Annotated in this window: 19 protein-coding genes; 11 read left to right on the forward strand and 8 right to left on the reverse strand. The window is 62.9% G+C overall.

Annotated features, from left to right (window positions below; all coding sequences use genetic code 11):
* Positions 1–306 precede the first annotated feature (306 nt).
* The 5 genes from G471_RS0109840 to G471_RS0109855 form a co-directional block, all read right to left on the reverse strand.
* Positions 307–1584 carry a tyrosine-type recombinase/integrase gene (locus G471_RS0109840; protein WP_028995198.1) on the reverse strand — a complete coding sequence of 426 codons (1278 nt, stop codon included), beginning with the start codon at positions 1582–1584 and terminating at the stop codon, positions 307–309.
* A complete protein-coding gene (locus G471_RS18770) occupies positions 1572–1973 on the reverse strand; it encodes an Arm DNA-binding domain-containing protein (protein ID WP_081700205.1) in 402 nt (133 codons plus the stop codon). Before G471_RS18770 ends, G471_RS0109840 begins: the two co-directional genes overlap by 13 nt.
* A gap of 239 nt (positions 1974–2212) precedes the next feature.
* On the reverse strand, positions 2213–3532 hold the full coding sequence (gene argA, locus G471_RS0109845) for an amino-acid N-acetyltransferase (protein WP_028995199.1): 1320 nt from the start codon (positions 3530–3532) through the stop codon (positions 2213–2215).
* Between the two features lies 1 nt (position 3533).
* Positions 3534–5033: a polyphosphate:AMP phosphotransferase gene (gene pap / locus G471_RS0109850; protein ID WP_028995200.1), complete on the reverse strand. Its 1500-nt coding sequence runs from the start codon at positions 5031–5033 to the stop codon at positions 3534–3536.
* 2 nt (positions 5034–5035) lie between these two features.
* Entirely contained in the window at positions 5036–5773 is a 738-nt protein-coding gene (locus tag G471_RS0109855) for a 16S rRNA (uracil(1498)-N(3))-methyltransferase (protein WP_028995201.1), read from the reverse strand.
* A 42-nt stretch (positions 5774–5815) separates the two neighbouring features.
* On the opposite strand from G471_RS0109855, the gene G471_RS0109860 reads away from it, so the two are divergent.
* From G471_RS0109860 to G471_RS0109875, 4 genes are all read left to right on the forward strand, one after another.
* Positions 5816–6373: a thioredoxin family protein gene (locus G471_RS0109860; protein WP_028995202.1), complete on the forward strand. Its 558-nt coding sequence runs from the start codon at positions 5816–5818 to the stop codon at positions 6371–6373.
* A gap of 61 nt (positions 6374–6434) precedes the next feature.
* A complete protein-coding gene (locus G471_RS0109865) occupies positions 6435–8918 on the forward strand; it encodes an EAL domain-containing protein (protein WP_028995203.1) in 2484 nt (827 codons plus the stop codon).
* A gap of 33 nt (positions 8919–8951) precedes the next feature.
* Positions 8952–9965, forward strand: coding sequence for a class 1 fructose-bisphosphatase (locus G471_RS0109870; protein WP_028995204.1), 1014 nt, complete (start codon positions 8952–8954; stop codon positions 9963–9965).
* Positions 9966–10106: 141 nt separating this feature from the next.
* Entirely contained in the window at positions 10107–11240 is a 1134-nt protein-coding gene (locus tag G471_RS0109875) for a TRAP transporter substrate-binding protein (RefSeq protein WP_028995205.1), read from the forward strand.
* Between the two features lie 121 nt (positions 11241–11361).
* On the opposite strand, the gene G471_RS0109880 is transcribed toward G471_RS0109875, so the two are convergent.
* Both G471_RS0109880 and G471_RS0109885 read right to left on the reverse strand, forming a co-directional pair.
* Entirely contained in the window at positions 11362–13107 is a 1746-nt protein-coding gene (locus tag G471_RS0109880; protein WP_043421383.1) for a TRAP transporter large permease, read from the reverse strand.
* Positions 13107–13709 carry a TRAP transporter small permease subunit gene (locus tag G471_RS0109885; RefSeq protein WP_028995207.1) on the reverse strand — a complete coding sequence of 201 codons (603 nt, stop codon included), beginning with the start codon at positions 13707–13709 and terminating at the stop codon, positions 13107–13109. Before G471_RS0109885 ends, G471_RS0109880 begins: the two co-directional genes overlap by 1 nt.
* A gap of 188 nt (positions 13710–13897) precedes the next feature.
* Between G471_RS0109885 and tkt the strand changes: the two genes are divergently transcribed.
* Positions 13898–15901, forward strand: coding sequence for a transketolase (gene tkt, locus G471_RS0109890; protein ID WP_028995208.1), 2004 nt, complete (start codon positions 13898–13900; stop codon positions 15899–15901).
* Between the two features lie 35 nt (positions 15902–15936).
* Positions 15937–16965: a type I glyceraldehyde-3-phosphate dehydrogenase gene (gap, locus tag G471_RS0109895; protein ID WP_028995209.1), complete on the forward strand. Its 1029-nt coding sequence runs from the start codon at positions 15937–15939 to the stop codon at positions 16963–16965.
* Between the two features lie 47 nt (positions 16966–17012).
* On the opposite strand, the gene G471_RS0109900 is transcribed toward gap, so the two are convergent.
* A complete protein-coding gene (locus G471_RS0109900) occupies positions 17013–17522 on the reverse strand; it encodes a hypothetical protein (RefSeq protein WP_028995210.1) in 510 nt (169 codons plus the stop codon).
* Positions 17523–17796: 274 nt separating this feature from the next.
* Between G471_RS0109900 and G471_RS0109905 the strand changes: the two genes are divergently transcribed.
* From G471_RS0109905 to fba, 5 genes are read left to right on the forward strand one after another with little or no spacing between them, the layout of a single operon-like run.
* On the forward strand, positions 17797–18828 hold the full coding sequence (locus tag G471_RS0109905; protein WP_028995211.1) for a type I glyceraldehyde-3-phosphate dehydrogenase: 1032 nt from the start codon (positions 17797–17799) through the stop codon (positions 18826–18828).
* Positions 18829–18846: 18 nt separating this feature from the next.
* Positions 18847–20031: a phosphoglycerate kinase gene (locus tag G471_RS0109910; protein WP_028995212.1), complete on the forward strand. Its 1185-nt coding sequence runs from the start codon at positions 18847–18849 to the stop codon at positions 20029–20031.
* Between the two features lie 5 nt (positions 20032–20036).
* The gene (locus G471_RS0109915) at positions 20037–21143 is read left to right on the forward strand and encodes a GGDEF domain-containing response regulator (protein ID WP_028995213.1); all 1107 of its coding nucleotides are present in this window, start codon (positions 20037–20039) and stop codon (positions 21141–21143) included.
* Between the two features lie 39 nt (positions 21144–21182).
* Positions 21183–22622, forward strand: a complete 1440-nt coding sequence (gene pyk / locus G471_RS0109920; protein WP_028995214.1) for a pyruvate kinase — start codon at positions 21183–21185, stop codon at positions 22620–22622.
* A gap of 46 nt (positions 22623–22668) precedes the next feature.
* Positions 22669–23733, forward strand: coding sequence for a class II fructose-bisphosphate aldolase (fba, locus tag G471_RS0109925; protein WP_028995215.1), 1065 nt, complete (start codon positions 22669–22671; stop codon positions 23731–23733).
* Positions 23734–23750 lie beyond the last annotated feature (17 nt).

The following is a 23750-nucleotide window of genomic DNA, read 5'->3' on the forward strand; positions in this document are numbered from 1 at the left end:
ACGCCAATCTTCACGGCGCTGATTCGGTTGCCTGAATTCAATACGCTGGGACATTTTTTCATCCCTTTTGTGCAAGTCGAAATCCCGGCCCGGACGGGGTACCCGGCAGATACCTTTGCGCGGTGCTTTTTCCGTCCTGACACGTTCTGATACTGAGTTGTCCCACCGTGTCCCAGTGCTGTCCCACTTAAAATATGCAGAATGAAAACGCCAAATTTCCTATTGGCAAGGCTTTCGGCGATTTGTCCCAGTTGTCCCACTTGTCCCAGTGAAAAATCAGGGGAGGAAAAGAAAGCGGTGTGTTTTTCATGCGCTGCGCCTCCTCGATTTGATGGGGATCACCTGGTCAGCTTTGCCGGCTTCACACTGGGCCAGCAGGTCAGACAGGGCGAACAAGGCGGCACGTCTTTCCTCGAAATGGTCATGGACGTTATAGACAGCTTCGATTCCCTTGACCTTGTGATTCAGGCATAGCTCGGCGATGTGGGGGGCAACACCCAGGGCGGCAAGGTGGGTGCGGGCGGTGCGACGCAGATCATGGACGGTGAAGGGGTCAAGGTCAGACTGCAGCATGTACAGAGCATGATTCAGCGTTGTCTCTCCCATGTACCGGGTAGTCTTGCCAGGAGCCAGGCGCTGCACCGGAAAGACATAGGGGTTGTTCTTGTGCTGCCTGGTCTGCTGGTCATTCAATATCTCGATCACCCAGGGCGACAGGGGAATGCGGATTGCTGCGTCTGTCTTGGTCTGGTCGGCTGGTAAGTGCCACTCTCCAGCGCCAAGGTCGAACTGGTCCCAGGTTGCGGTAAGCAGTTCCATCTTCCGCACCGCCAGCGCCAGTAGCAGCTTGAGCGCTGCCGCCGAGTGGGGCGGGAAGTTCGGGGTGTCCTGCATGGCCTTGAAGAACTTGACCAGTTCGGCCTTGGACAACACCCGGCTACGCGGTCCCACCTCGCCGCCCACATCCGTCCAGTTGAAGGGGGCGGCTGGGTTCGACTCGACGATATGCCGCTTCATCGCGTAGTTGAACAGCGCCTTGGTCAGTTGCAGCGCCTTGGCAGCGGTTCGGAATACACCGCGATCCGACAGGGGGCGAAGCATGGCGTCAATGTCGGCCGGCTTCACATCGGCAACCTGCTTGTGTCCCAGCTTGGGCAGGATGTGTAAGGCGAAGACGCCGGCCACCTGTTCTGGGTGTTGCCGGCGGTCCTTGATTTGCCGATCGTAGAAATCTTCATATAGTGCCTTAACCGTGCCGACCTTTGCCAACTCTGGCGCCAACTTCGCCAACTCTGCCGCTCGCTTCGCCGCTTCCTTCTGCGCTTGCTTTTCTTTAGCCACATCGGTGCCCAGCCGGGCCAATGTGCGTTTTTCTGCTGCGATCTCGCGAGCTTTTGACAGCCCTAGGTCGGGGTAACGACCAAGTGTCAATTCCTTCTGTTTGCCCCCAAAGCTGTAACGCAGTGTCCATGCCGCTGTGCCCTTGGCGGACAAGGTGAAGGTCAGGCCATCACCATCGGTCTTTGCCACCGGCTTGCCGGCCTTGATCCAGTTCCGCAATTCAACGTCTGTCAGCTTTCCCATTTCGCTATCTCTTTCTGGAGTTCCAAGCGAACCGCTGCCAAGCGGTTTGAGATGGATTCAAGTTCAGATTCGCAAGTCGATAATTTGCGCCCCAGGGCGCCAAGACGAGAGACACGTCTAGCCGCTGTTTTTTCTGCAGCAACATCGCAACCACTAGCAATCTGCCGGCGCTCCGCATCTACCCTGTCACGGGCTTTTGCCAGGCTCATTTCTGGGTATCGACCAAGGGTCAGTTCTTTTCTCTCACCACCCAGGCTGTAGCGCAACACCCATGCCGCCGTTCCTGCTGCCGACAAGGTAAACGTCAAGCCTACCCCGTCGCTTCTCCCGGCGACCGGCCTACCATCTTCGATCCATTCAAGAAGCTGCTCTTCGCTCAGCCTACCCATGCCACCGCCCCAAAAAGCTACTAGGAAAATAATCAGCTACTAAACAAGCCAACAGAAATCACGAAAAGCAACTAAAACAGCTACTAAAAATTATGCGCTGTCATGCCGCGTTACGCAACACCCCGAAACCAAAAGCATAAAAAGCAGGCAAAAAAATCCCCGGAAATCCGGGGTTTATTGGCAAATCCGATTCAGTGTGACTTGTTATGAAACAACCTGAAAAACAAAGCAAAGGCACATCAAAGGGTTTTGAACAGCACCTTTGACCGCCGCTGATAGTTGTACATCTCCTTTTTTGCCGCCGGCAGATCATCGACCGTTCCGAGCTTGAAGCCGCGCTCGACGAACCAGTGCTCGGTGCGGGTAGTCAGCACGAACAGGCGCTTGATGCCGGATTTCTTGGCGCGGCGGAAGATGCGTTCCATCAGTTGCTCGCCGTAACCCCACTCGCGGTGATCCGGGTTGACGGCCAGGCAGGCCAGTTCGGCCTCCTCTTCGCTGTGCGGATAGAGGGCGGCGCAACCGACGATGATGCCGTCGTGCAGCATGATCGAGAAACGTTCGATCTCGCGTTCGAGCAGTTCGCGCGGGCGGTGCACGAGGATGCCTTCCTGCTCCATCGGCTCGATCAGCGCGATCAGCGCGGCGATATCGTCTGGCTTGGCTTCGCGGATATTTTCCAGCGATTCGCGGGTGATCACGGTACCGACGCCGTCATGGGTAAACAGTTCGCGCAGCAGCGCGCCGTCCTGGGCATAGCCAATGAGGTGCACGCGACCGACGCCGGAGCGGCTGGCGCGGACGGTACAGGGCAGGTAGCGCATCATGTCCGAAGTCAGCCAGTCGGCATCGCGCAGCAACTGCGAGGCTTCGTCGGCGGTCACTGCGTCGAGCAGTTCGCCGGCACGGTCGGTAACACCGGCACTGTCGGTCAGGTACACCAGTTTGTCGGCCTTGAGCGCGACGGCGACACCTTCCGCAACTTCTTCCATCTGCAGGTTGAATATCTCGCCAGTCGGCGACGGCCCCTCGCAGTTGAGCAGGACGATGTTGCCCAGGCCGAGCTGGGCATTGATGCCTTCGCTATCGACCTTGCGCACCTTGCCGGCGTAATGCATGTCGATGCCGTCGAGCACGCCGATCGGCTGGCCGGTGATGAAATTGCCGCCGATCACGCGGATCCGGCTGTTGGCCATTGGCGTATTCGGCAAACCCTGCGACAGCATGGCCTCGATTTCGAGATAGACGCTGCCGACCGCGTCGAGCACACAATCGAGCGTATCGGCATCGGTGATGCGGTAGCCGCGGTGGTACTTCGATTCGAGGTTCTTCTCGCGCAGCTCTTCCTCGATCTGCGGTCGCGCACCATGCACCAGTACCAGCCGGATGCCCAGGCTGGCCAGCAGATTGACATCGTAAGCCAGGGTCTTGATGAACTCGCTGGCAATCGCCTTGCCACCGAAGGCAATGACGAAGGTCTTGCCGCGAAAGGCATTGATGTAGGGCGTGACCGCCCGGAACCAGGCGACGAAGTTTTCGTCGTAGGAATTTTCGCTCATATCAGCTCTTCTTTTTCCCCTCGCCATCCAGGGCGGCTTCGATACGCTCGCAGACGGTCTTGAGGACCTTCACGCGGGCAAAATTCTTGTCGTTGGCCTCGACCAGCGTCCACGGCGCCAGCCCGGTCGAGGTCCGTTCCACCATGTCGCACACGGCATCGACATAGGCATCCCACTTCTCGCGGTTGCGCCAGTCCTCGTCGGTGATCTTGAAGCGCTTGAATTCGGTATCCTCGCGCTCCTTGAAGCGGCGCAACTGCTCTTCGGCAGAAATCTGCAGCCAGAACTTGATCACGATGCAACCGGCGCCGGCCATTTGATGCTCGAAGTCGTTGATTTCGGCGTAGGCGCGCAACCAGTCGGCCTCGCTGCAGAAACCCTCGACCCGCTCGACCAGCACCCGGCCGTACCAGGAGCGGTCGAAGATCGCCACCCGGCCGGTACGCGGCAGATGGCGCCAGAAACGCCACAAGTAGGGCTGGGCGCGCTCTTCCTCGGTCGGCGCGGCAATCGGAATGATCTGGTACTGACGCGCGTCCATCGCTGCCCCGAGCCGGCGGATGCTGCCGCCTTTACCGGCGGCATCCGACCCCTCGAAGACCAGCACCAGCGAATGCTTGCCAGTGAAACGCGGATCGCGGACCAGTTCCGACAGGCGCGACTGGTATTTGGCCAACTGGCTTTCGTAATCCTTCTTGGCCAGCTTCTGCGTCAGGTCGAGTTCGCTGAGCACGTTCCGGCCATCGATCGCCTGGACAATGGGCGGTGCCACCGGCACCTGCGGCACCGACTGCTGCAGGCGGCGCTTCATGGCGTCGAGAACGATGCGACCGACGGTCAGCGAGCGGTAGGCGTCATCGGTGCCCTCGACAATGATCCATGGCGCCTTGGCGGTGTTGGTCACGCGCAGCACATGGCCGGCCACTTCCTGCAGCTTGTCGTAAGTCTTCAGCCGGTCGTAACTTTCCTTGGTCACCCGCCAGGCCGTGCGCGGGTCCTTTTCCAGCGCCTTCAGGCGTTGCTTCTGGGCGTCCTTGGACAGGTGGAACCAGAACTTGAGCACCAGCGCGCCCTCGTTGACCAGCATCGCCTCGAAACGGTTGATGTCGTCGAGGCGCTCGTCGAGTTCGGCGCGGCGCATGTTGCCGGTGATGCGGTCGGCAATCGGCTGCGAGTACCAGGAACCGGCGAAGATGCCGACCTTGCCTTTGGCCGGCAGGGCACGCCAGTAACGCCACATGACCGGGCGGGCGGCTTCCTCGTCGCTCGGCTCGGAAAAGGCCAGCGTCGAGATGTGTCGCGGGTCCATCCACGAATACAGGAGGTTGATGGTCTCCCCCTTGCCGCTGCCATCAACCCCGGAAATCAGGATGACGACCGGAAACTCCTTTTTCTGCAGGACATCGTACTGAACGTCGAGCAAGGCGGCGCGCAGTTTCGGCACCTCCTTCCGGAAGGTTTCCTTGTCGATCTTGTGTCCCAGCTCTGCCGATTCGAACATCTTCACTCCCCCCTGAAGTCACCCCACAACACCTGCAGGGCGGCCAACGCGGCCAGCCCGGCCGTTTCCGTGCGCAACACGCGCGGTCCCAGGCGCACCGCCCGGAAACCCGATTGCCGTGCGGCAATCACTTCCTGCGGATCGAGCCCCCCTTCGGCACCGATCAGCAGTTGTACCTGGCTGGCCGGCACGATGCCGGCCAGCGTTTCTTCGGCATCCGGCGCCAGCATCAGGCGCAGCACGCCGTCGGCCGGCCGGGCCAGCCATTGATCCAGTCTTTCCAGCGGCGCCACCAGCGGCACCTGGTTACGCCCGCACTGCTCGCAGGCCGAAGCGGCAACGCCCTGCCAATGGGCAACGCGCTTGGCCGCGCGGTCGCCGGCCAGCTTCAGGACACTGCGCCGGCTCTCGACCGGCACGATGTCGCGCACGCCCAGTTCGACCGCTTTCTGGATGGTGAAATCCATCTTGTCGCCGGCCTGCAGCGCCTGCACCAGCGTCACCGCCAGCGGCGACTCGCGCTCGACCTCGCGCCAGGCGGCCAGTTCGGCAAAGACCTTGTCCTTCTCGATGCGTTCGATGTGGGCGGGATACTCGCCGCCACGACCGTCGAACAACACCATCGGCGCCCCCGGCGGCAGGCGCAAAACACGCACGGCGTGGCGCGCCACCGGCTCGGGCAGTTCGATATGGGCGCCCGGCGAAAGGGCCTCCCGACAATAGAAACGGGGCAGATTCATCGGTGCTATTATGCGGCGAAACGCGTTGTCGAAGGGAGCATCGTGGTCGCACTCAATCCGCCGGTCTGCGATTTTGGTCAGCCGGCCCCCGAATTCCTGCTGCCGGCCACTGACGGCCGGCATTACCGCCTGACCGACTGCCGCGGCCCGAACGGCCTGCTGGTGATGTTCATCTGCAACCACTGCCCCTACGTCCAGGCGATCATCGACCGACTCATCCGCGATTGTCGCGAGCTCGCCGGACACGGCATCGGCAGCGTGGCGATCATGAGCAACGACACCGAGGCTTACCCGGACGACGCTTTTCCCAACATGAAACGCTGGGCCGAGGAACTGGCTTTCCCCTTCCCTTACCTGCTCGATGCCGACCAGTCAGTGGCACGAGCTTACGGCGCCGTGTGCACACCGGACTTCTTCGGTTACAACGCCAACCTGGAACTCCAGTACCGCGGCCGGCTCGACGCTTCCGGGCGCAACCCCGGACCGGCGGACGCGCCGCGCGAACTGTTCGATGCCATGCGCATGATCGCCACCGGCAGCCAGGGTCCGCAGCAACAGACCGCATCGATCGGCTGTTCGATCAAATGGCGCAATACCTGAGCCAGCCACTGGGTCACCTTGGGTTATCATCCACCATTACCTTGACTCGACTGATCCGGCCTTGAACATCGACGACATCCTCTCGACTGCCGACAACTCAAAACTACGGCTGACCTATCTGCAGGCCGTGGTGTCGAGCATGCCGCAAGGGATCAGCGTCTTCGACGAAAATCTCAAGCTGCGCGTCTGGAACGCGGGCTTCGTAGAGATCGTCGGTCTGCCACCGGAAATCGTCGTCGACGGCGTCAGTTTTTCCGACCTCATCCGTATCCCGGCGATGCGCGGCGAGTACGGCGTCGGCGACCCGGAAGCCCATGTCCGTCGGATCACCGAGCTGGCTCTGAAATTCCAGCCGCACCGTTTCGAACGGACGCGGCCGAACGGACGGACCCACCTGGTCCATGGCGAGCCCCTGCGGATCAACGGCCAACTGGCCGGATTCATCACCACCTACACCGACATCACCGAGCGCAAATCGGCGGAAGAGCAACTGCGGCACCAGCACGCGCTGCTGGAAACGGTGATCGAGGCCATTCCCTGCGCCGTCACGCTGTTCGACAGCAACCAGAAACTGCTGCTGCACAACCAGGAATTCACCAAGCTGCTGGAACTGCCGGACAGCCTGTTCGAGAACCCGCCGGTGACCATGGAGCGGATTTTCCGCTTCAACGCCGAACGCGGCGAATACGGCCCCGGTGACCCGGAACAGATCGTTCGCTCACTGATGGCCCGCGCCCGCCACCCGGTCGCCCACCACTTCGAGCGCACCCGGCCGAACGGCCAGACCATCGACGTGCGCGGCGTACCGCTGGACGACAACAGCCTGGTCACCATCTACACCAACGTCACCGAGCGACGCACCAGTGCCGAGCGCGAACAACTGGCCCAGGTCGTCTTCAACCACACCCCGGCCGGCATCATCGTCACCGACGAGAATTTCCGCGTGCTGTCGCTCAACCCGGCAGCGTCAAGCATGACCGGGCGCAACGCCGACGAACTGCTCGGCACCTCGATACTCGACCTGGTGCTCGCCGAAGCCGACTGGAAGCAGGATCAACTGCAGGCCACACTGGCCCTGCACGGCACCTGGCGCGGCGAAGTCTCGATGCAGCGCCACGACGGCCAGAGTTTCCCGGCCAGCCTGCGCACCAACCGCGTCGAGGAAAACAACGGCGGCCTGCCCCGACACTACATCTGGATCTTCGCCGACATCACCGAGCGCAAGGAAGCCGAAGCGCGGATGCAGCACATCGCCCAGCATGATTCGCTGACCGGCCTGCCCAACCGTCTGTCGCTGCTCATGCGCCTGGCGCAGCTGCTGCCGGAAGCCCGCCGCCACGAGTGGAAGGTCGGGATCATGTTCATCGACCTCGACCGCTTCAAGATCATCAACGACACACTCGGTCACCAGGTCGGCGACGAACTGCTGCGCGAAGTGGCCTGCCGGCTGTCCAACGTCGTCCGCGAAACCGATTTCGTGGCCCGTCTCGGCGGCGACGAATTCGTCGTCATCCTGCCCGGCATCAACAACCCGGCCGACGCGGCGCTGGTCGCCAGCAAGATCATCAATGCACTGAGCACCCCGATCGAAGCCGAGGGCCATGAACTGCACACCAGCCCGTCGATCGGCATCAGCCTGTTTCCGGACGACGGCCCGGACGGCGACAGCATCCTGAGAAATGCCGACACCGCGATGTACCACGCCAAGGCGGCCGGCCGGAACAACTACCAGTTCTTTGCCGCTGACATGAACCAGCAGGCGACCGAACGTCTCGACATCGAACGCAAGCTTCGCCACGCCATCAGCCGCAACGAACTGGCGCTGGTGTACCAGCCGCAGTTCGGGTCGGACGGCAAGCATCCGACCGGCGTCGAGGCCCTGCTCCGCTGGCACCACCCGAGCGACGGCATGATCCCGCCCGACCGCTTCATCCCGGTCGCCGAGGAAACCGGAATGATCGTCGAGATCGGCGACTGGGTCATGCATACCGCCTGCCGCGAGATGAAGCACTGGATCGACAGCGGCCTCAAGCCGGTGCGCGTGGCCGTCAACGTCTCGGCCCGCCAGTTGCGCCGCCGCGACTTCTGCGAAACCGTCGCCGGCGCGCTGGCCGAATCCGGCCTGCCGGCCGAATTGCTGGAACTGGAAATCACCGAAAGCTCGGTGATGGAAAACCCGCAGGAAGCCATTCTCATCCTCGAACGTCTGGGCCGCATGGGCGTCAGCCTGGCCATCGACGATTTCGGCACCGGCTATTCCTCGCTCGCCTACCTGAAGCTCTTCCCCATCGACCACTTGAAGATCGACCGCTCCTTCGTCCGCGACATCGAGCACGACCTCAACGACCGGGCGATCGCTTTCGGCACCATCGCGCTGGCCCATTCGCTCGGCCTCAACGTCATCGCCGAAGGCGTGGAAACGCCCGACCAGCTTGAATTGCTGCGCAGCAACGGCTGCGACGAGGTACAGGGCTACCTGTTCAGCAAGCCGCTGACCGGCGGTGCCGCTTTCGCCTTCCTGCACGCCAACGCCGGGGCGGAGTAAAATTCCGGTTTTTACTTCCCGTCCGGAGTTCCCATGGCACAGCGCACGCTGGCTCGCTATCTGACCGAAGAGCATCGCAACAAGGGCCGCATTCCGGCCAATCTCAAGTTCCTGATCGAGGTCGTTTCGCGCGCCTGCCAGGCCATCTCGATTGCCATCGGCAAGGGCGGCCTCGGCGGCGTCCTCGGCGAAGCCGGCAGCGACAACATCCAGGGCGAAGCACAGAAGAAGCTCGACGTGCTGTCCAATGAAATCCTGCTCGAAGCCAACGAATGGGGCGGTCACCTCGCCGCCATGGCCTCCGAGGAAATGGACCTGCCGCACCTGGTGCCGCACCGTTTCCCCAAGGGCGAGTACCTGCTGACCTTCGATCCGCTCGACGGCTCGTCGAACATCGACGTCAATGTCTCGATCGGCACCATCTTCTCGGTCCTCAAGTGCCCGGATGGCGCCGACCTGTCTTCTGCGGAAGCGGCCGAACAGGCTTTCCTGCAACCCGGCACCGCGCAGGTTGCCGCCGGCTACGCGGTCTATGGTCCGACGACCTTGCTGGTACTGACCGTCGGCGACGGCGTCGCGGTATTCACCCTGGACCGCGAGCAGGGCCAGTTCGTGCTCACCCAGGAAGATGTACAGATTCCGGCCGAAACCAAGGAATTCGCCATCAACATGTCGAACCAGCGCTTCTGGGAAGCGCCGGTCAAGCGCTATGTCGACGAGATGGTCGCCGGCAAGAACGGTCCGCTGGGCAAGGACTACAACATGCGCTGGGTCGCCTCGATGGTCGCCGACGTGCATCGCATCATGACCCGCGGCGGCATCTTCATGTATCCGATGGACGAGAAGGTTCGCGCCCAGGGCGGCAAGCTGCGCCTGATGTACGAAGCCAACCCGATGGCCTTCCTCGTCGAGCAGGCCGGTGGCGCCGCCACCACCGGCCACCAGCGCATTCTCGACATCGCACCGGCGCATCTGCACCAGCGCGTCCCGGTGATTCTCGGTTCGAAAACCGAAGTCGACCGTGTCACCGCTTATCACAGCAACTAAAGACGCGGCACGGCGATTAGGGAATCTCCTAATTCGGTATTGAAGCAAATGGGCTGACCATGGCGTCTATCGATTCGCTTCGATAGACGCTGCATCAATCCGCCCTGCGTCTGCAGGGCATCAAAACCGAGGAGACCCTTCATGGAAAGACGCAAGTTCCTGACCACCGCTTCGCTTGGCGCCGCTGCCGGCGCCGGCCTGCTACTGAGTGGCTGCGGCAAGAAAGAAGAAGCACAAACTGCCGCCCCGGCCGCACCGGCCGTCGTCACCGGCGGCGAAACCATCCGCTGGCGCCTGGCATCCAGCTTCCCGAAATCGCTCGACACCATCTACGGCGCGGCTGAAACCTTCTCCGCCAAGGTCAAGGAACTGTCCGGCGGCAAGTTCGAAATCTCGATCCACCCGGGCGGCGAGCTGGTTCCGCCGTTCGGCGTCCTCGACGCCGTTCAGCAGGGCACCGTCGAATGCGCCCACACCGCGCCGTACTACTTCTTCGGCAAGGACGAGAGCTTCGCGATGGACTGCACCATCCCGTTCGGTCTCAACTCCCGCCAGACCACGGCCTGGATGTTCCAGGGCAACGGCCTGAAGCTGCTGCGCGAACTCTACGCCCAGTACAACATCGTCAACTTCCCGATGGGCAACACCGGTGCCCAGATGGGCGGCTGGTACCGCAAGGAAATCAAGTCGCTGGCCGACATGAACGGCCTGAAGATGCGCATCGGCGGCTTCGGCGGTCGCATCCTCGCTGGCATCGGCGGTGTGCCGCAAAACATCCCGGCCGGTGAAATCTACCAGTCGCTGGAAAAGGGCACGATCGACGCGACCGAATGGATCGGACCGTACGATGACCAGAAGCTCGGCCTGAACAAGGTTGCCGGCTACTATGCCTACCCGGCCTGGTGGGAAGGCGGCCCGCAGCTGACGCTGTACGTCAGCGACAAGGCCTACAATTCGCTGTCCGCCGAATACAAGGCGATCATCGAGTGCGCTTCGGCCTTCGCCCACGTCGACATGCAGGCCAAGTACGACGCCCGCAACCCGACCGCACTGAAGGAACTGGTCGCCAGCGGCACCAAGCTGTTCCGCCTGCCGAAGGACGTCATGGACGCCGCCTTCAAGTACTCGCAGGAGCACTACGCCGAACTGTCGGCAAAGAACCCGAACTGGAAGAAGATCTACGCCGACTACGAGGCTTTCCGCCGCGAGCAGCACCAGTGGTTCCGCTTCGCCGAAGCCGGTTTCGACAGCTACATGCAGGCCCAGAAGCTGTAAGCAAAACACCAGGCAACACAACCCGCAGCCAGTCTGCGGGTTTTTTTACGCCTGTCGTTTCAGCGCGCAGACGCAAAAAAGCCGCCCGGCGACAGCGGGGCGGCTTTTATGTTCGAAGAACTCAGCGCTGCGCGTCGCGCCGCACCTGTTCCATCAGGGCAGCTGCCGGGTCGGCCTGGGCGTCGACCGGTGCAGCCGGCTCGGGCAGATCAGGCGCATCCCCCCAGCCTGCACCACCCGCATCAAGCTCTATGGTGTTGAGATCGACCTTGACCTTCTCGTCCAGGTTGCCGGTGACGAGCCCCGGATACATGATCAGCAGCGCAACCATGATCACCTGCAGGAAGATGAAGGCAATGGCCCCCTTGTAGATCTGCGGTGTCGTCAGCGGCTCGATCTGCTTGCCGGTCACCACATCCTTGTACGCCGTGCGCGCTGCGACGCTGCGCAGGTAGAACAGGGCGAAGCCGAAGGGCGGCGTCAGGAAAGATGTCTGCAGGTTCATCGCGATCATGATGCCGAACCAGACCAGGTTGATGTCCATCTTCTCGGCAACCGGCGCCAGCAACGGCACGACGATGAAGGCAATCTCGAAGAAGTCGATGAACATGCCAAGGACGAAGACCAGCAGGTTCACGAACACCAGGAAGCCGATCTGGCCGCCGGGTAGTTTGTCGAACAGGTGCTCGACCCAGATGTGGCCGTCGGCGGCGTTGAAGGTGAAGGAGAACACCGTCGAGCCGATCAGGATGAAGAGCACGAAGCAGGACAGGCGTGCACTGTTGTCGAGCGCTTCCTTGAGCAAAACCATCGACAGCTGACGGCGCGACAAGGCCATGATCAGTGCACCGACCGCCCCCATGGCGCCGCCCTCGGTCGGCGTGGCGATACCGAGGAAGATCGTGCCGAGTACCAGGAAAATCAGCACCAGCGGCGGAATCAGGGCAAAGGTCACGCGCTCGGCGAGCACCGACAGCAGACCAAGCTTCAGTTTCTTGTTGATGATCGCCAGCAGCAGGGCAATGATGCCGATCACCGACAGCGTGAAAATCACCCGTTCATCGAACGGTGCTTCGCCCTTCCTGCCGAACAGGCTGGCAGCAACGCTGTTGTAGTTGAAGTAGAGCAAGGCCCCGACCGCCCAGGAACCGGCCGAGAGTATCCACAGGGACAGCTGCCCACTGCTGCCATTCGGCTCGCGATAGATACGCGCCTCGGGCGGCAGCGCCGGCACCCAGTCGGGCTTGAAAATCGCCAGGCCGATGATCAGCAGCACATAGAGCCCAACCAGCATGAAGGCCGGAATCATTGCGCCCGCGTACATGTCGCCCACCGAGCGACCCAGTTGGTCGGCCATGACGATCAGTACCAGCGACGGCGGAATTGCCTGCGCCAGCGTGCCGGACGCGGTGATCGTCCCGGCCGCAATGGCGCGGTTATAGCCGTAGCGCAACATGATCGGCAGCGAGATCAGGCCCATGGCGATCACCGATGCGGCAACCACGCCGGTGGTCGCCGCCAGCAGCGCGCCGACGATGATCACGGCCAGTGCCAGACCACCGCGCAGGGGTCCGAAGACCTGACCGATCGATTCAAGCAGATCCTCGGCCATGCCGCTCTTCTGCAGGATGATGCCCATCAGCGTGAAGAAGGGAATGGCCAGCAGGGTGTCGTTCTGCATGATACCGAACAAACGCAGCGGCAAGGCCTGGAACAGGGTGGACGGGAACAGCCCCGCTTCCATGCCGATGGTGCCGAACAGGAGGCCAGTCGCGGCCAGGGCAAAAGCCACCGGAAAACCGGAAATGAGGAAAAGGATCAGCCCGACGAACATCAGGGGCACGAAGTATTCGACGATGAAGGCCATTAGCGCAGCTCCTCGCGGGCACGACCGGCGTGCTCCTCAATTTCATAGGAAAGAACCTCTTCCTCCGGCGCATGCGGGTTGTGGCCAATCGGATCAGGGATCAGGCCAGCGAGGAAGGCAAAACGTTTGATCAGTTCCGATGCGGCCTGCAGCAGCAGCAAACCGAAACCCAGCGGCATCAGCAGATACACCGGCCAGCGAACCAGGCCACCGGCGTTCTGCGACATTTCGCCACTGACCCAGGCGCGCTGGAACAGCGGCCAGGAAAGATCGATGAAGACCACGCACAAAGGGGTCAGAATGAGCAGGATGCCGACAATATCAACGATATTGCGCACCTTTGGCGAGAAGCGGTTGGACAGGAAATCGATACGGACGTGGGCGTTCTTCAGGAACACGTAACCCGCCCCCAGCATGAAAACCGCCGAGAACAGGTACCACTGGATTTCCAGAAAGGCGTTCGACCCGATATTCAGGGTCTTGCGCACCACCGCGTTACCCGCGGATATCAGCACGGCCAGCAGAACCAGCCAGTAAATCAGGTTTCCCAAACGTTCGCTGAACGCGTCGATCAAACGCGACAGCTTGAGCAGAAGCTGCATGTCATCCTCCTAGGCCGCTCGAAGGGCGGCACTTCAGCGACAGAGTCTACCTGCGCGATTGCCACACCCCCATTAGGGATAGCCCTGATCAAATCACCTCCGGGGTCACTGGAGAAAGGCCAACGCCTATCCAAAACAGTGCTTTTCGCCGATAATTCACGTTTTTAAGCAGGCTGGATTTCCGGAACATGAGCATCAGCATCCCTCCCAAATTCAATCCCCTGACCGGCGCCATCCGCGCCCTGGCCATGGATGCCGTGCAACAGGCCAACTCCGGTCATCCGGGCGCCCCGATGGGCATGGCCGAAATCGCCGAGGTGCTGTGGCGTCGCCACCTGCGCCACAATCCGGCGAATCCGGCGTGGCCTGACCGCGACCGCTTCGTGCTGTCGAATGGCCACGGCTCGATGCTGATCTACGCGCTGCTGCACCTGACCGGCTACGACGTCAGCATCGACGACCTGAAGAACTTCCGCCAGTTGCACGCCCGCACGCCGGGCCACCCGGAATACGGCTACACGCCGGGCGTCGAGACGACCACCGGGCCACTCGGCCAGGGCATCACCAACGCCGTCGGCTTCGCGCTGGCCGAGAAAGTGCTGGCCGCCGAGTTCAACCGCCCCGGCCACGACATCGTCAATCACCACACCTACACCTTCCTCGGCGACGGCTGCCTGATGGAAGGCGTTTCGCACGAAGCCTGCTCGCTGGCCGGCACGCTCGGCCTGGGCAAGCTGATCGCCTTCTGGGACGATAACGGCATCTCGATCGACGGTCACGTCGAAGGCTGGTTCACCGACGACACGCCGAAGCGCTTCGAAGCCTACGGCTGGCACGTCGTGCCCAATGTCGACGGCCACGATCCGGAAGCCATCGAACGCGCCCTGCTCGCTGCCAAGTCGGTGCACGACAAACCCAGCCTGATCTGCTGCCGCACCGTGATCGGCGCCGGCTCGCCGAACAAGCAGGGCAGCCACGACTGCCATGGCGCACCGCTGGGCAAGGACGAAATCGCCGCCGCCCGCGCCTACATCGGCTGGAACCATCCGCCCTTCGAAATCCCCGGCGATGTGTACGCTGCCTGGAACGGCAAGGTGCGCGGTGCCGCCTTCGAGGAAAACTGGCAGCGTCGTTTTGCCAAGTACCAGGCCGAATTCCCGGAAATGGCTGCCGAATTCGAGCGCCGCGTGCTGCATCGCGAACTGCCGGCCACCTGGGAAGCGACCAAGGCCGCCTACCTGCAAGCCTGTCGCGACAAGGCCGAGAACATCGCCACCCGCAAGGCCTCGCAAAACGCCATCGCTGCGCTGGTCCCGGCGGTGCCGGAAATCTTCGGCGGCTCGGCCGACCTGGCCGGCTCCAACCTGACCTTCGTCAAGGGCAGCAAGGGCGTCACCCGCACCGAAGGCGGCAACTACTGCTACTACGGCGTGCGCGAATTCGGCATGACCGCCATCGCCAACGGCATTGCGCTGCACGGCGGCCTGATTCCCTACACCGCCACCTTCCTGGTCTTCTCCGATTACGCCCGCAACGGCATCCGCATGGCGGCGCTGATGAAGCAGCGCCAGATCATGGTCTACACGCACGATTCCATCGGCCTCGGCGAAGACGGCCCGACCCACCAGCCGGTCGAGCACATCCCGTCGATGCGCATCATCCCGAACCTGGATGTCTGGCGCCCGGCCGATGCAACGGAAACCGCCATCGCCTGGATTTCCGCCGTCGACCGCCAGGACGGCCCGAGTCTGCTCGCCCTGTCGCGCCAGAACCTGCCGACCGTGACCCAGAACGCCGCCGACGCCGACATCGCCAAGGGCGGCTACGTGCTGGCCGAAAACGCCGACGCGCAGATCACCCTGATCGCCACCGGTTCCGAAGTCAAACTGGCGCTCGACGCCCAGGCCGCACTGGCCGGCGAAGGCATCGCCGCACGTGTCGTCTCGATGCCCTGCACCAATGTCTTCGACCGCCAGAGCGACGACTACAAGGCTTCGGTGCTCGGCACCTGCAAGAAGCGCATCGCCATCGAAGCGGCGCATCCGGATTTCTGGCGCAAGTACGTCGGCCTGCATGGCGCCGTGATCGGCATCGACCGCTTCGGCGAATCGGCGCCGGCCGGCCAGTTGTTCGAAATGTTCGGCTTCACCGTCGGCAATGTCGTCGCCACGGCGAAAAGCCTGTTGTCCTGATTTCAATACATCCAACGCAGAGAGGAAATAGATCCATGGCTATCAAGGTTGCAATCAACGGTTTCGGTCGTATCGGTCGCTGCACGCTGCGCGCCATTTACGAGCAGGGATTGCAGAGCGAGTTCGACGTCGTCGCCATCAACGCCTCCGGCGACCTGGCGACCAACGCCCACCTGCTGAAGTACGACACGACGCACGGCCGCTTCACGACCAGCGTCGAAACCGAAGGTGAGAACTGCATCATCATCGACGGCAAGAAGATCGCCTTCTACTCGACCAAGAACCCCAAGGACATCAACTGGGCCGACCACGGCGTCGACGTCCTGCTCGAATGCACCGGCGCCTACACCTCCAAGGCCAAGGCCCAGGCGCTGCTGGAACAGGGCGCCAAGCGCGTGCTGATTTCCGCCCCGGGCGGTGACGACGTCGACGGCACCATCGTCATGGGCGTCAACGAAAGCATCCTGACCCAGGCGATGACGGTTGTTTCCAACGCCTCGTGCACGACCAACTGCCTGGCCCCGGTGGCCAAGGTGCTGTCCGACAACATCGGCATCAAGTCCGGCCTGATGACCACGGTGCACGCCTACACCAACGACCAGGTCACGGTGGACGTCCGCCACAAGGACCTGCGCCGCGCCCGCGCTGCTGCCGCCAACATCATCCCGACCAAGACCGGCGCCGCCAAGGCCGTCGGCCTGGTGCTGCCGCAGCTGGTCGGCAAGTTCGACGGCTTCGCGCTGCGCGTCCCGACCATCAACGTGTCTCTCGTTGATTTGACCTTCACCGCCGAACGCGCCACCACCAAGGACGAAATCAACGCGCTGATGACCGCCGCCGCCAACGGCCCGCTCAAGGGCATCATGGCGGTCAACACCGAACCGCTGGTGTCGTCGGACTTCAACCACACCACCGTATCGTCGACCTTCGACGCGACGCAGACCCGTGTCCTCAAGGCCGAAGACGGCTCGACCCTGGTCAAGGTGCTGGCCTGGTACGACAACGAGTGGGGCTACTCCTGCCGCATGCTCGACGCCGCCCGCGCCTGGATGGCCGCCAAGTAAGGCGCCCCAGCGACACAAGAAACCGCCGGCCAGCCCGGCGGTTTTTTTTATAGCTTGCCGGCCGCCATGGCCATGCTGTTGGCCATGATCGTCGCCAGCCGTTCGGCGGAGAATTGCACGTCCGGCACCGCCACCACCTCATTGCCGGGGCGCAGCGGCTGATCCATCGCCGACTGCTCGCCCTCATCCTTGCGCTCAAGCAAGCGCTCACGCACCTTCTGGGTAATCATCGCCTCGGTGGCCAGGCGCTCGGTGGGCGGCATCGCCGCAAGATCGGCTTCGGTCAGCCCCATTTCCTTCATCACCGCTTCGCGCAGATGCACTTCCAGCGGCTTTTCCAGGAAATCGACCAATTCCTTGACCAGATTCGCCCTCGCCTCTCGTGCCGCCTCGATACGTTCGGCTTCAGTCGGCGTGCGCTTGGCCTCGCCCCTGGCAGCCTCTTCCTGTGCCGCCCGGGCGTCAGCCATGGCGGCCGAAAAATCCCCCGCCGCTCCGGTCGGCGCACTGCCGCCGAGACTGATTGCCGCCCCTGCATAATCCGTTCCGATTTTCATATCGTCCTCACCTGAAACAAATCGACCCAGGCCTCATGCAAATTGCGTACCCAGCGAAAACACCCGCTGTTTCCGGCGTTTTTCAGTCGCCTGTGCGTCCACTCGGCAGAAATTGCCGGCAAGCCGCCCGAACCTCAGCAGAAGTACACGCCGAATTCAGACATCCTGACCGTTTAACAATGTTCAGTCAGTCTGCATCGCTGTAAAATCACCACTTTCATCCTAGTGCCAATCCCGGCCCGTGCCTGCGCCCACTCCCGCGACATCCTCGCCATTGCGTCTTGCCATCAACGGCTACGGTCGCATCGGTCGCTGCTTCCTGCGCGCCCTGCACGAAGGCGATGCCCGCCGGCGTTTCGAGGTCGTTGCCATCAACGAGCCGGCCAACCTCGACAGCATCGCCTACCTGACCCGCTACGATTCGACGCACGGGCGCTTCCCCGCCGAGATCGGCCTGGGCGAACGCAAGCTGTTCGTCGATGGACAAGCGATTGCCGTCAGTCATGCGCGCACGCCTGAGGAAGTCGACTGGTCCGAGCACGGTATCGACCTGCTGGTCGAATGTTCCGGCGCCTATGGCCGGCGCGATGAATTGAACCGTTTTCTCAGCGCCGGCTGCCCGCGCCTGCTGCTGTCCCACCCTGGCCACAGCGCCGACGATGTCGACGCGACCATCGTCGCCGGCATCAACCAGGACGAGCTGAACGGCAGCCAGCGCCTGGTCTCGGCAGCATCCTGCACGACCAACGCCATCGTGCCGGTACTCGACCTGCTCGACCGCGAAATCGGCATCGACCAGGCGCTGCTGACCACGCTGCATTCCGTCATGAACGACCAGCCGCTGATCGACGGTTATCACCACGACGACCTGCGCCGCACCCGTTCCGCCATGCAGTCGATCATCCCGGTGTCGACCGGGCTGGCGCGCGGCGTCGAACGCCTGCTGCCGCAACTGGCCGGCCGCGTACACGCCAAGGCGATCCGGGTGCCGACGCTGAATGTGTCGGCCATCGACCTGACCATCCACACTCGCCAGGCGGTTTCAGCCAAGACCATCAACCGTCTGCTCGCCGACGCCGCCGCCGGACCGCTGTGCCGTCGTCTGGCCTGGTCGGATCAGGCGCACGCCTCAATCGATTTCAACCACGACCCGCATTCGGCCATCGTCGACGGCAGCCAGACCCGCACCGCCGGCAACCATCTGGTGAATCTCTTCGTCTGGTTCGACAACGAATGGGGATTCGCCAACCGCATGCTCGAAGTGGCCGACCACTGGTCACGCCACTGGACCGCTCACCAACAATAAACCCATCTGGAGAAGACCATGAATGTCATCAAGCTGACCGACCTCGATGTTTCCGGCAAGCGCGTTTTCATCCGCGCCGACCTCAACGTGCCGCAGGACGAAGCCGGCAACATCACCGAAGACACGCGCATCCGTGCCTCGTTGCCGTCGATCCGCTACTGCCTGGAAAAAGGCGCCGCCGTCATGGTCACCTCGCACCTGGGTCGCCCGACCGAAGGCGAACTGACGCCTGATGACAGTCTGATGCCGGTCGCCGTCCGCCTTGGACAGATGCTGCATCTGCCGGTGCGCCTGATCGCCGACTGGGTCGACGGTGGTTTCGAAGTCAAGCCGGGCGAAGTCGTGCTGCTCGAGAACTGCCGCGTCAACAAGGGCGAGAAGAAGAACAACGACGAACTCGCCCAGAAGATGGCCAAGCTCTGCGACGTTTACGTCAACGACGCCTTCGGCACCGCCCACCGCGCGGAAGCAACGACGCACGGCATGGCGAAATACGCACCGATTGCCTGCGCCGGCGTACTGATGGGCGCCGAAATCGACGCCCTGAGCAAGGCCCTGCATGCGCCCAAGCGTCCGCTGGTAGCCATCGTCGGCGGCTCCAAGGTGTCGTCCAAGCTGACCATCCTCAAATCGCTGGCCGACAAGGTCGATCAACTGATCGTCGGCGGCGGCATCGCCAACACCTTCCTGCTCGCCTCCGGCAAGCGCATCGGCGAATCGCTGGCCGAGCCCGACCTGGTCAAGGAAGCGCACGCGATCATGGACATGATGAAGGAACGCGGCGCCGAAGTGCCGCTGCCGACCGACGTCGTCGTCGCCGACGAAGTCTCGGCCCTGGCCCGCGCCAACAAGATTTCGATCGACGATGTCAGCGCCCATGACCGCATCCTCGACGTCGGCCCCAAGACTGCCGTCAAGCTGGCTGAAATCATCGCCAACGCCGGCACCATCGTCTGGAACGGCCCGGTCGGCGTCTTCGAGCTGCCGCAGTTCGCCGGCGGCACCAAGATGATGGCCTCCGCCATCGCCCACTCAGAGGCATTCTCGATCGCCGGCGGCGGCGACACGCTGGCCGCCATCGCCAAGTTCCACATCGCCGACGACGTCGGTTATATCTCGACCGGCGGCGGCGCCTTCCTTGAATTCCTCGAAGGCAAAAAGCTGCCGGCCATCGCCGTGCTCGAAGAACGCGCCGCCGGCTGAGCGCCATGAGCGACAAGCGCCGCATCCTGATCGTCGATCCGTCACGGGTGGCCAGGACGGCGCTCGTCAAGCACCTGCGCGACGACTTCGACATCCGCGAGGAAAGCGACGGCGAATCGGCCTGGCAGACGCTGGTCCTCGACGCCTCGATCATCGCCGTCGTCTCGGCGATCAGCCTGGCCCGGACCAGCGGCTACGAGTTGCTGTCCCGGCTGCGCGAAAACCGCTTGCAGCGCCTCAGCGACATGCCGTTCTTCCTGCTCATTTCCAAGGATGAGACGGCCCCCAACCGCGACCAGGCCAAGGGGCGCGGGGTCAGCGACTTCATCGTGCGCGGCATGGCCGGCAGCGAAATCCGCCAGCGCATCGGCCGCCTGGTCAACTGGGACATTTCGTCCAACCTCGGCCTCCCCGACAGCAGCCACAGCGATGCCGACGAACCCTTCCCTGGCCGCACGCCGATCTGCCGCAAATTGTGCGCCGACATTGCCGCGCACGCGCCGGAAGAAAACTTCTCTGCCTGCTGCGTTGCCTTCGGCATCGAAAACGAACAATGCCTGATCGACCGCTTTGGCACGGAAACCATGGTCGACATCGGCACACGCATCGCCCGGGTGATCGGCGAAAAAATCGGTCGGCACGACATGATCGGCCACACCGGCGACTCCAACTACGTGATCGTTTCGCCGGGCACCAGCCAGGCCACCGCCATCGCCTTTGCCCAGCGCGTCTGTCGCGCCTTCAGCGAGCGCAAGATCACCATCGGCGACCAGCAGACGCGGATCAACCTGAGCGCCGGTATCGCCGCCTCGCCCGCCGACGGCGAACGATCCGCAGCCCAATTGATCGACCTGGCGCTGGAACGCCTCGACTTGGCCCGCAAGACACCGGGCAACCCCATCGTTGCCCGCGACCCGGAACCGGACGATCCCTTCGTGCGCATGCAGGCCCTGCTGCGCCAGGAAAACATCGCCGAGCGCCTGGGCCAGGCCGGTCTTGAATTACTACCGATGATGCGCCTGTTCGAACAACAGTTCCGCCTCGGCCTGCCCCTGGCGGAGATGGAAGCCCATTTCCGGAAACACGCAGGCAACGAAACACCTTCAGAATAGCCGGGCCACCCGGCCAGACACCGACAAACGAGACAAACCATGACCCGCCATACCAAGATCGTCGCCACCCTCGGCCCAGCCTCGTCCTCCCCGGAAGTCCTCGAACGCATGGTCGAGGCCGGGATCGACGTCGTCCGCATGAATTTCTCACACGGCACCGCCGCCGACCACAAGGCCCGCGCCGATGGCATACGCGCAGCCGCCGCCAAGCACGGCCGGATCGTCGGCATCCTCGGCGACCTGCAGGGCCCGAAAATCCGCGTCGGCAAGTTCGAGAACAACAAGATCACGCTCGCCCAAGGCGACGCCTTCATCCTCGATGCCGCCTGCAAGCTCGGCACTCAGGAACGCGTCGGCCTCGACTACAAGGATCTGCCCAAGGACGTGCGTCCCAACGATATCCTGCTGCTCGACGACGGCCGCCTCAAACTGACGGTCGACGCAGTGCGCGGCACGGAAATCCATACCCGCGTACTGGTCGGCGGCGAACTGTCGAACAACAAGGGCATCAACCGCCAGGGCGGCGGCCTGACCGCACCGGCGCTGACCGCCAAGGACATGGAAGACATCCGCACCGCCGCCGAGATCGGCGTCGATTTCGTCGCTGTTTCTTTCCCCAAGAGCGCCGCCGACATGTACATGGCCCGCCAGCTGCTGCGCGCCGCTGGCAGCGATGCGGTGCTGATCGCCAAGATCGAACGCGTCGAAGCAGTCACCAACATGGCCGAAATCCTCGACGCCTCCGACGGCGTCATGGTCGCCCGCGGCGACCTCGCGGTCGAAGTCGGCGACGCCGCCGTGCCGGCGCTGCAGAAGAAGATGATCCGCATGGCGCGCGACAAGAACAAGCTGACCATCACCGCCACGCAGATGATGGAATCGATGATCCATTCGCCGGTGCCGACCCGCGCCGAAGTCTCCGACGTGGCCAACGCCGTGCTCGATGGCACCGACGCCGTCATGCTGTCGGCAGAGACCGCCGCTGGCAAGTACCCGGTCGAAGTCGTCGAATCGATGGCCCGCATCTGCGTCGAGGCCGAGCGCTCGGCCGAAGTCACGCTCGACCGCGAATTCCTCGACCGCATTTTCACCCGCATCGATCAGTCGATTGCCATGGCCGCGATCTGGACCGCGCACCACCTCAAGGTCAAGGCCATCGCCGCCCTCACCCAGTCCGGCTCGACCGCGTTGTGGATGAGCCGCCTCAACTGCGGCGTGCCGATCTACGCGCTGACCCCGGACGCCGGCTCGCTGTCGCGCATGGCGCTGTACCGCGAAGTCCGCCCGCTGCTGATGACCCAGCAGCACACCGAACGCGAGCAGTTGCTGGCCGAAGCCGAAAGCCTGCTGATCGAACGCGGCGTGGTCGAGCTCGGCGATCTGATCGTGCTCACCATCGGCGAGCCGATCGGCAGCATCGGTGGCACCAATACGTTGAAGATCGTCCGCGTCGGCGACCACCTGAACACCCAGCCGTAATAAAATAGCGGGCTGATCCCGAAACTTACCGAACACAGGAGTTCCCATGCCGCTCGTTTCCCTGCGCCAACTGCTCGACCACGCCGCCGAGCACGATTACGGCCTGCCCGCCTTCAACGTCAACAACATGGAACAGGTCTGGGCGATCATGGAAGCGGCCAGCCAGCTCGACGCCCCGGTGATCATGCAAGCCTCGGCCGGCGCCCGCAAATACGCCGGCGAACCCTTCCTGCGCCACCAGATCCTGGCCGCGCTCGAAGCCTACCCGCACATCCCGGTAGTCATGCACCAGGACCACGGTCAGAGCCCGGCCGTGTGCATGGCCGCAATCAAGTCCGGCTTCTCGTCGGTGATGATGGACGGCTCGCTGGAAGCCGACGGCAAGACCGTCGCCAGCTACGAATACAACGTCGACGTCACCCGCAAGGTCACCGAACTGGCGCACAGCATCGGCGTTTCGGTCGAAGGCGAACTCGGCGTGCTCGGTTCGCTCGAAACCATGAAGGGCGACAAGGAAGACGGCCACGGCGCCGACGGCGTGATGACCCGCGAACAACTGCTGACCGACGTCGAGCAGGCCGCCGACTTCGTCCGCCAGACCAACTGCGACGCGCTCGCCATTGCCATCGGCACCAGCCACGGCGCCTACAAGTTCACCAAGAAGCCGACCGGCGACATCCTCGCCATCGACCGCATCGCCGAAATCCACGCGCGCATCCCGAACACCCACCTGGTCATGCACGGCTCCTCCAGCGTGCCGCAGGAACTGCTCGAAGAAATCCGCCAGTTCGGCGGCGACATGAAGGAAACCTACGGCGTGCCGGTCGAGGAAATCGTCAAGGGCATCAAGCACGGCGTGCGCAAGGTCAACATCGACACCGACATCCGCCTGGCGATGACCGGCGCGGTCCGTCGCTACCTGTTCGAAAACCCGTCCAAGTTCGACCCGCGCGACTACCTCAAGCCGGCCCGCGAAGCCGCCAAGAAAATCTGCCTCGCCCGCTTCGAAGCCTTCGGCTGCGCCGGCCAGGCAAGCAAGATCAAGCCGCTGTCGCTGGACAAGATGGCCGAACGCTACGCCAAGGGCGAGCTGAACCAGATCGTCAAGTAAGCCGGTTTTTCACGCTC

It is taken from the genome of Azonexus hydrophilus DSM 23864, assembly GCF_000429605.1.
GTDB classification, from domain to species: Bacteria; Pseudomonadota; Gammaproteobacteria; order Burkholderiales; family Rhodocyclaceae; genus Azonexus; species Azonexus hydrophilus.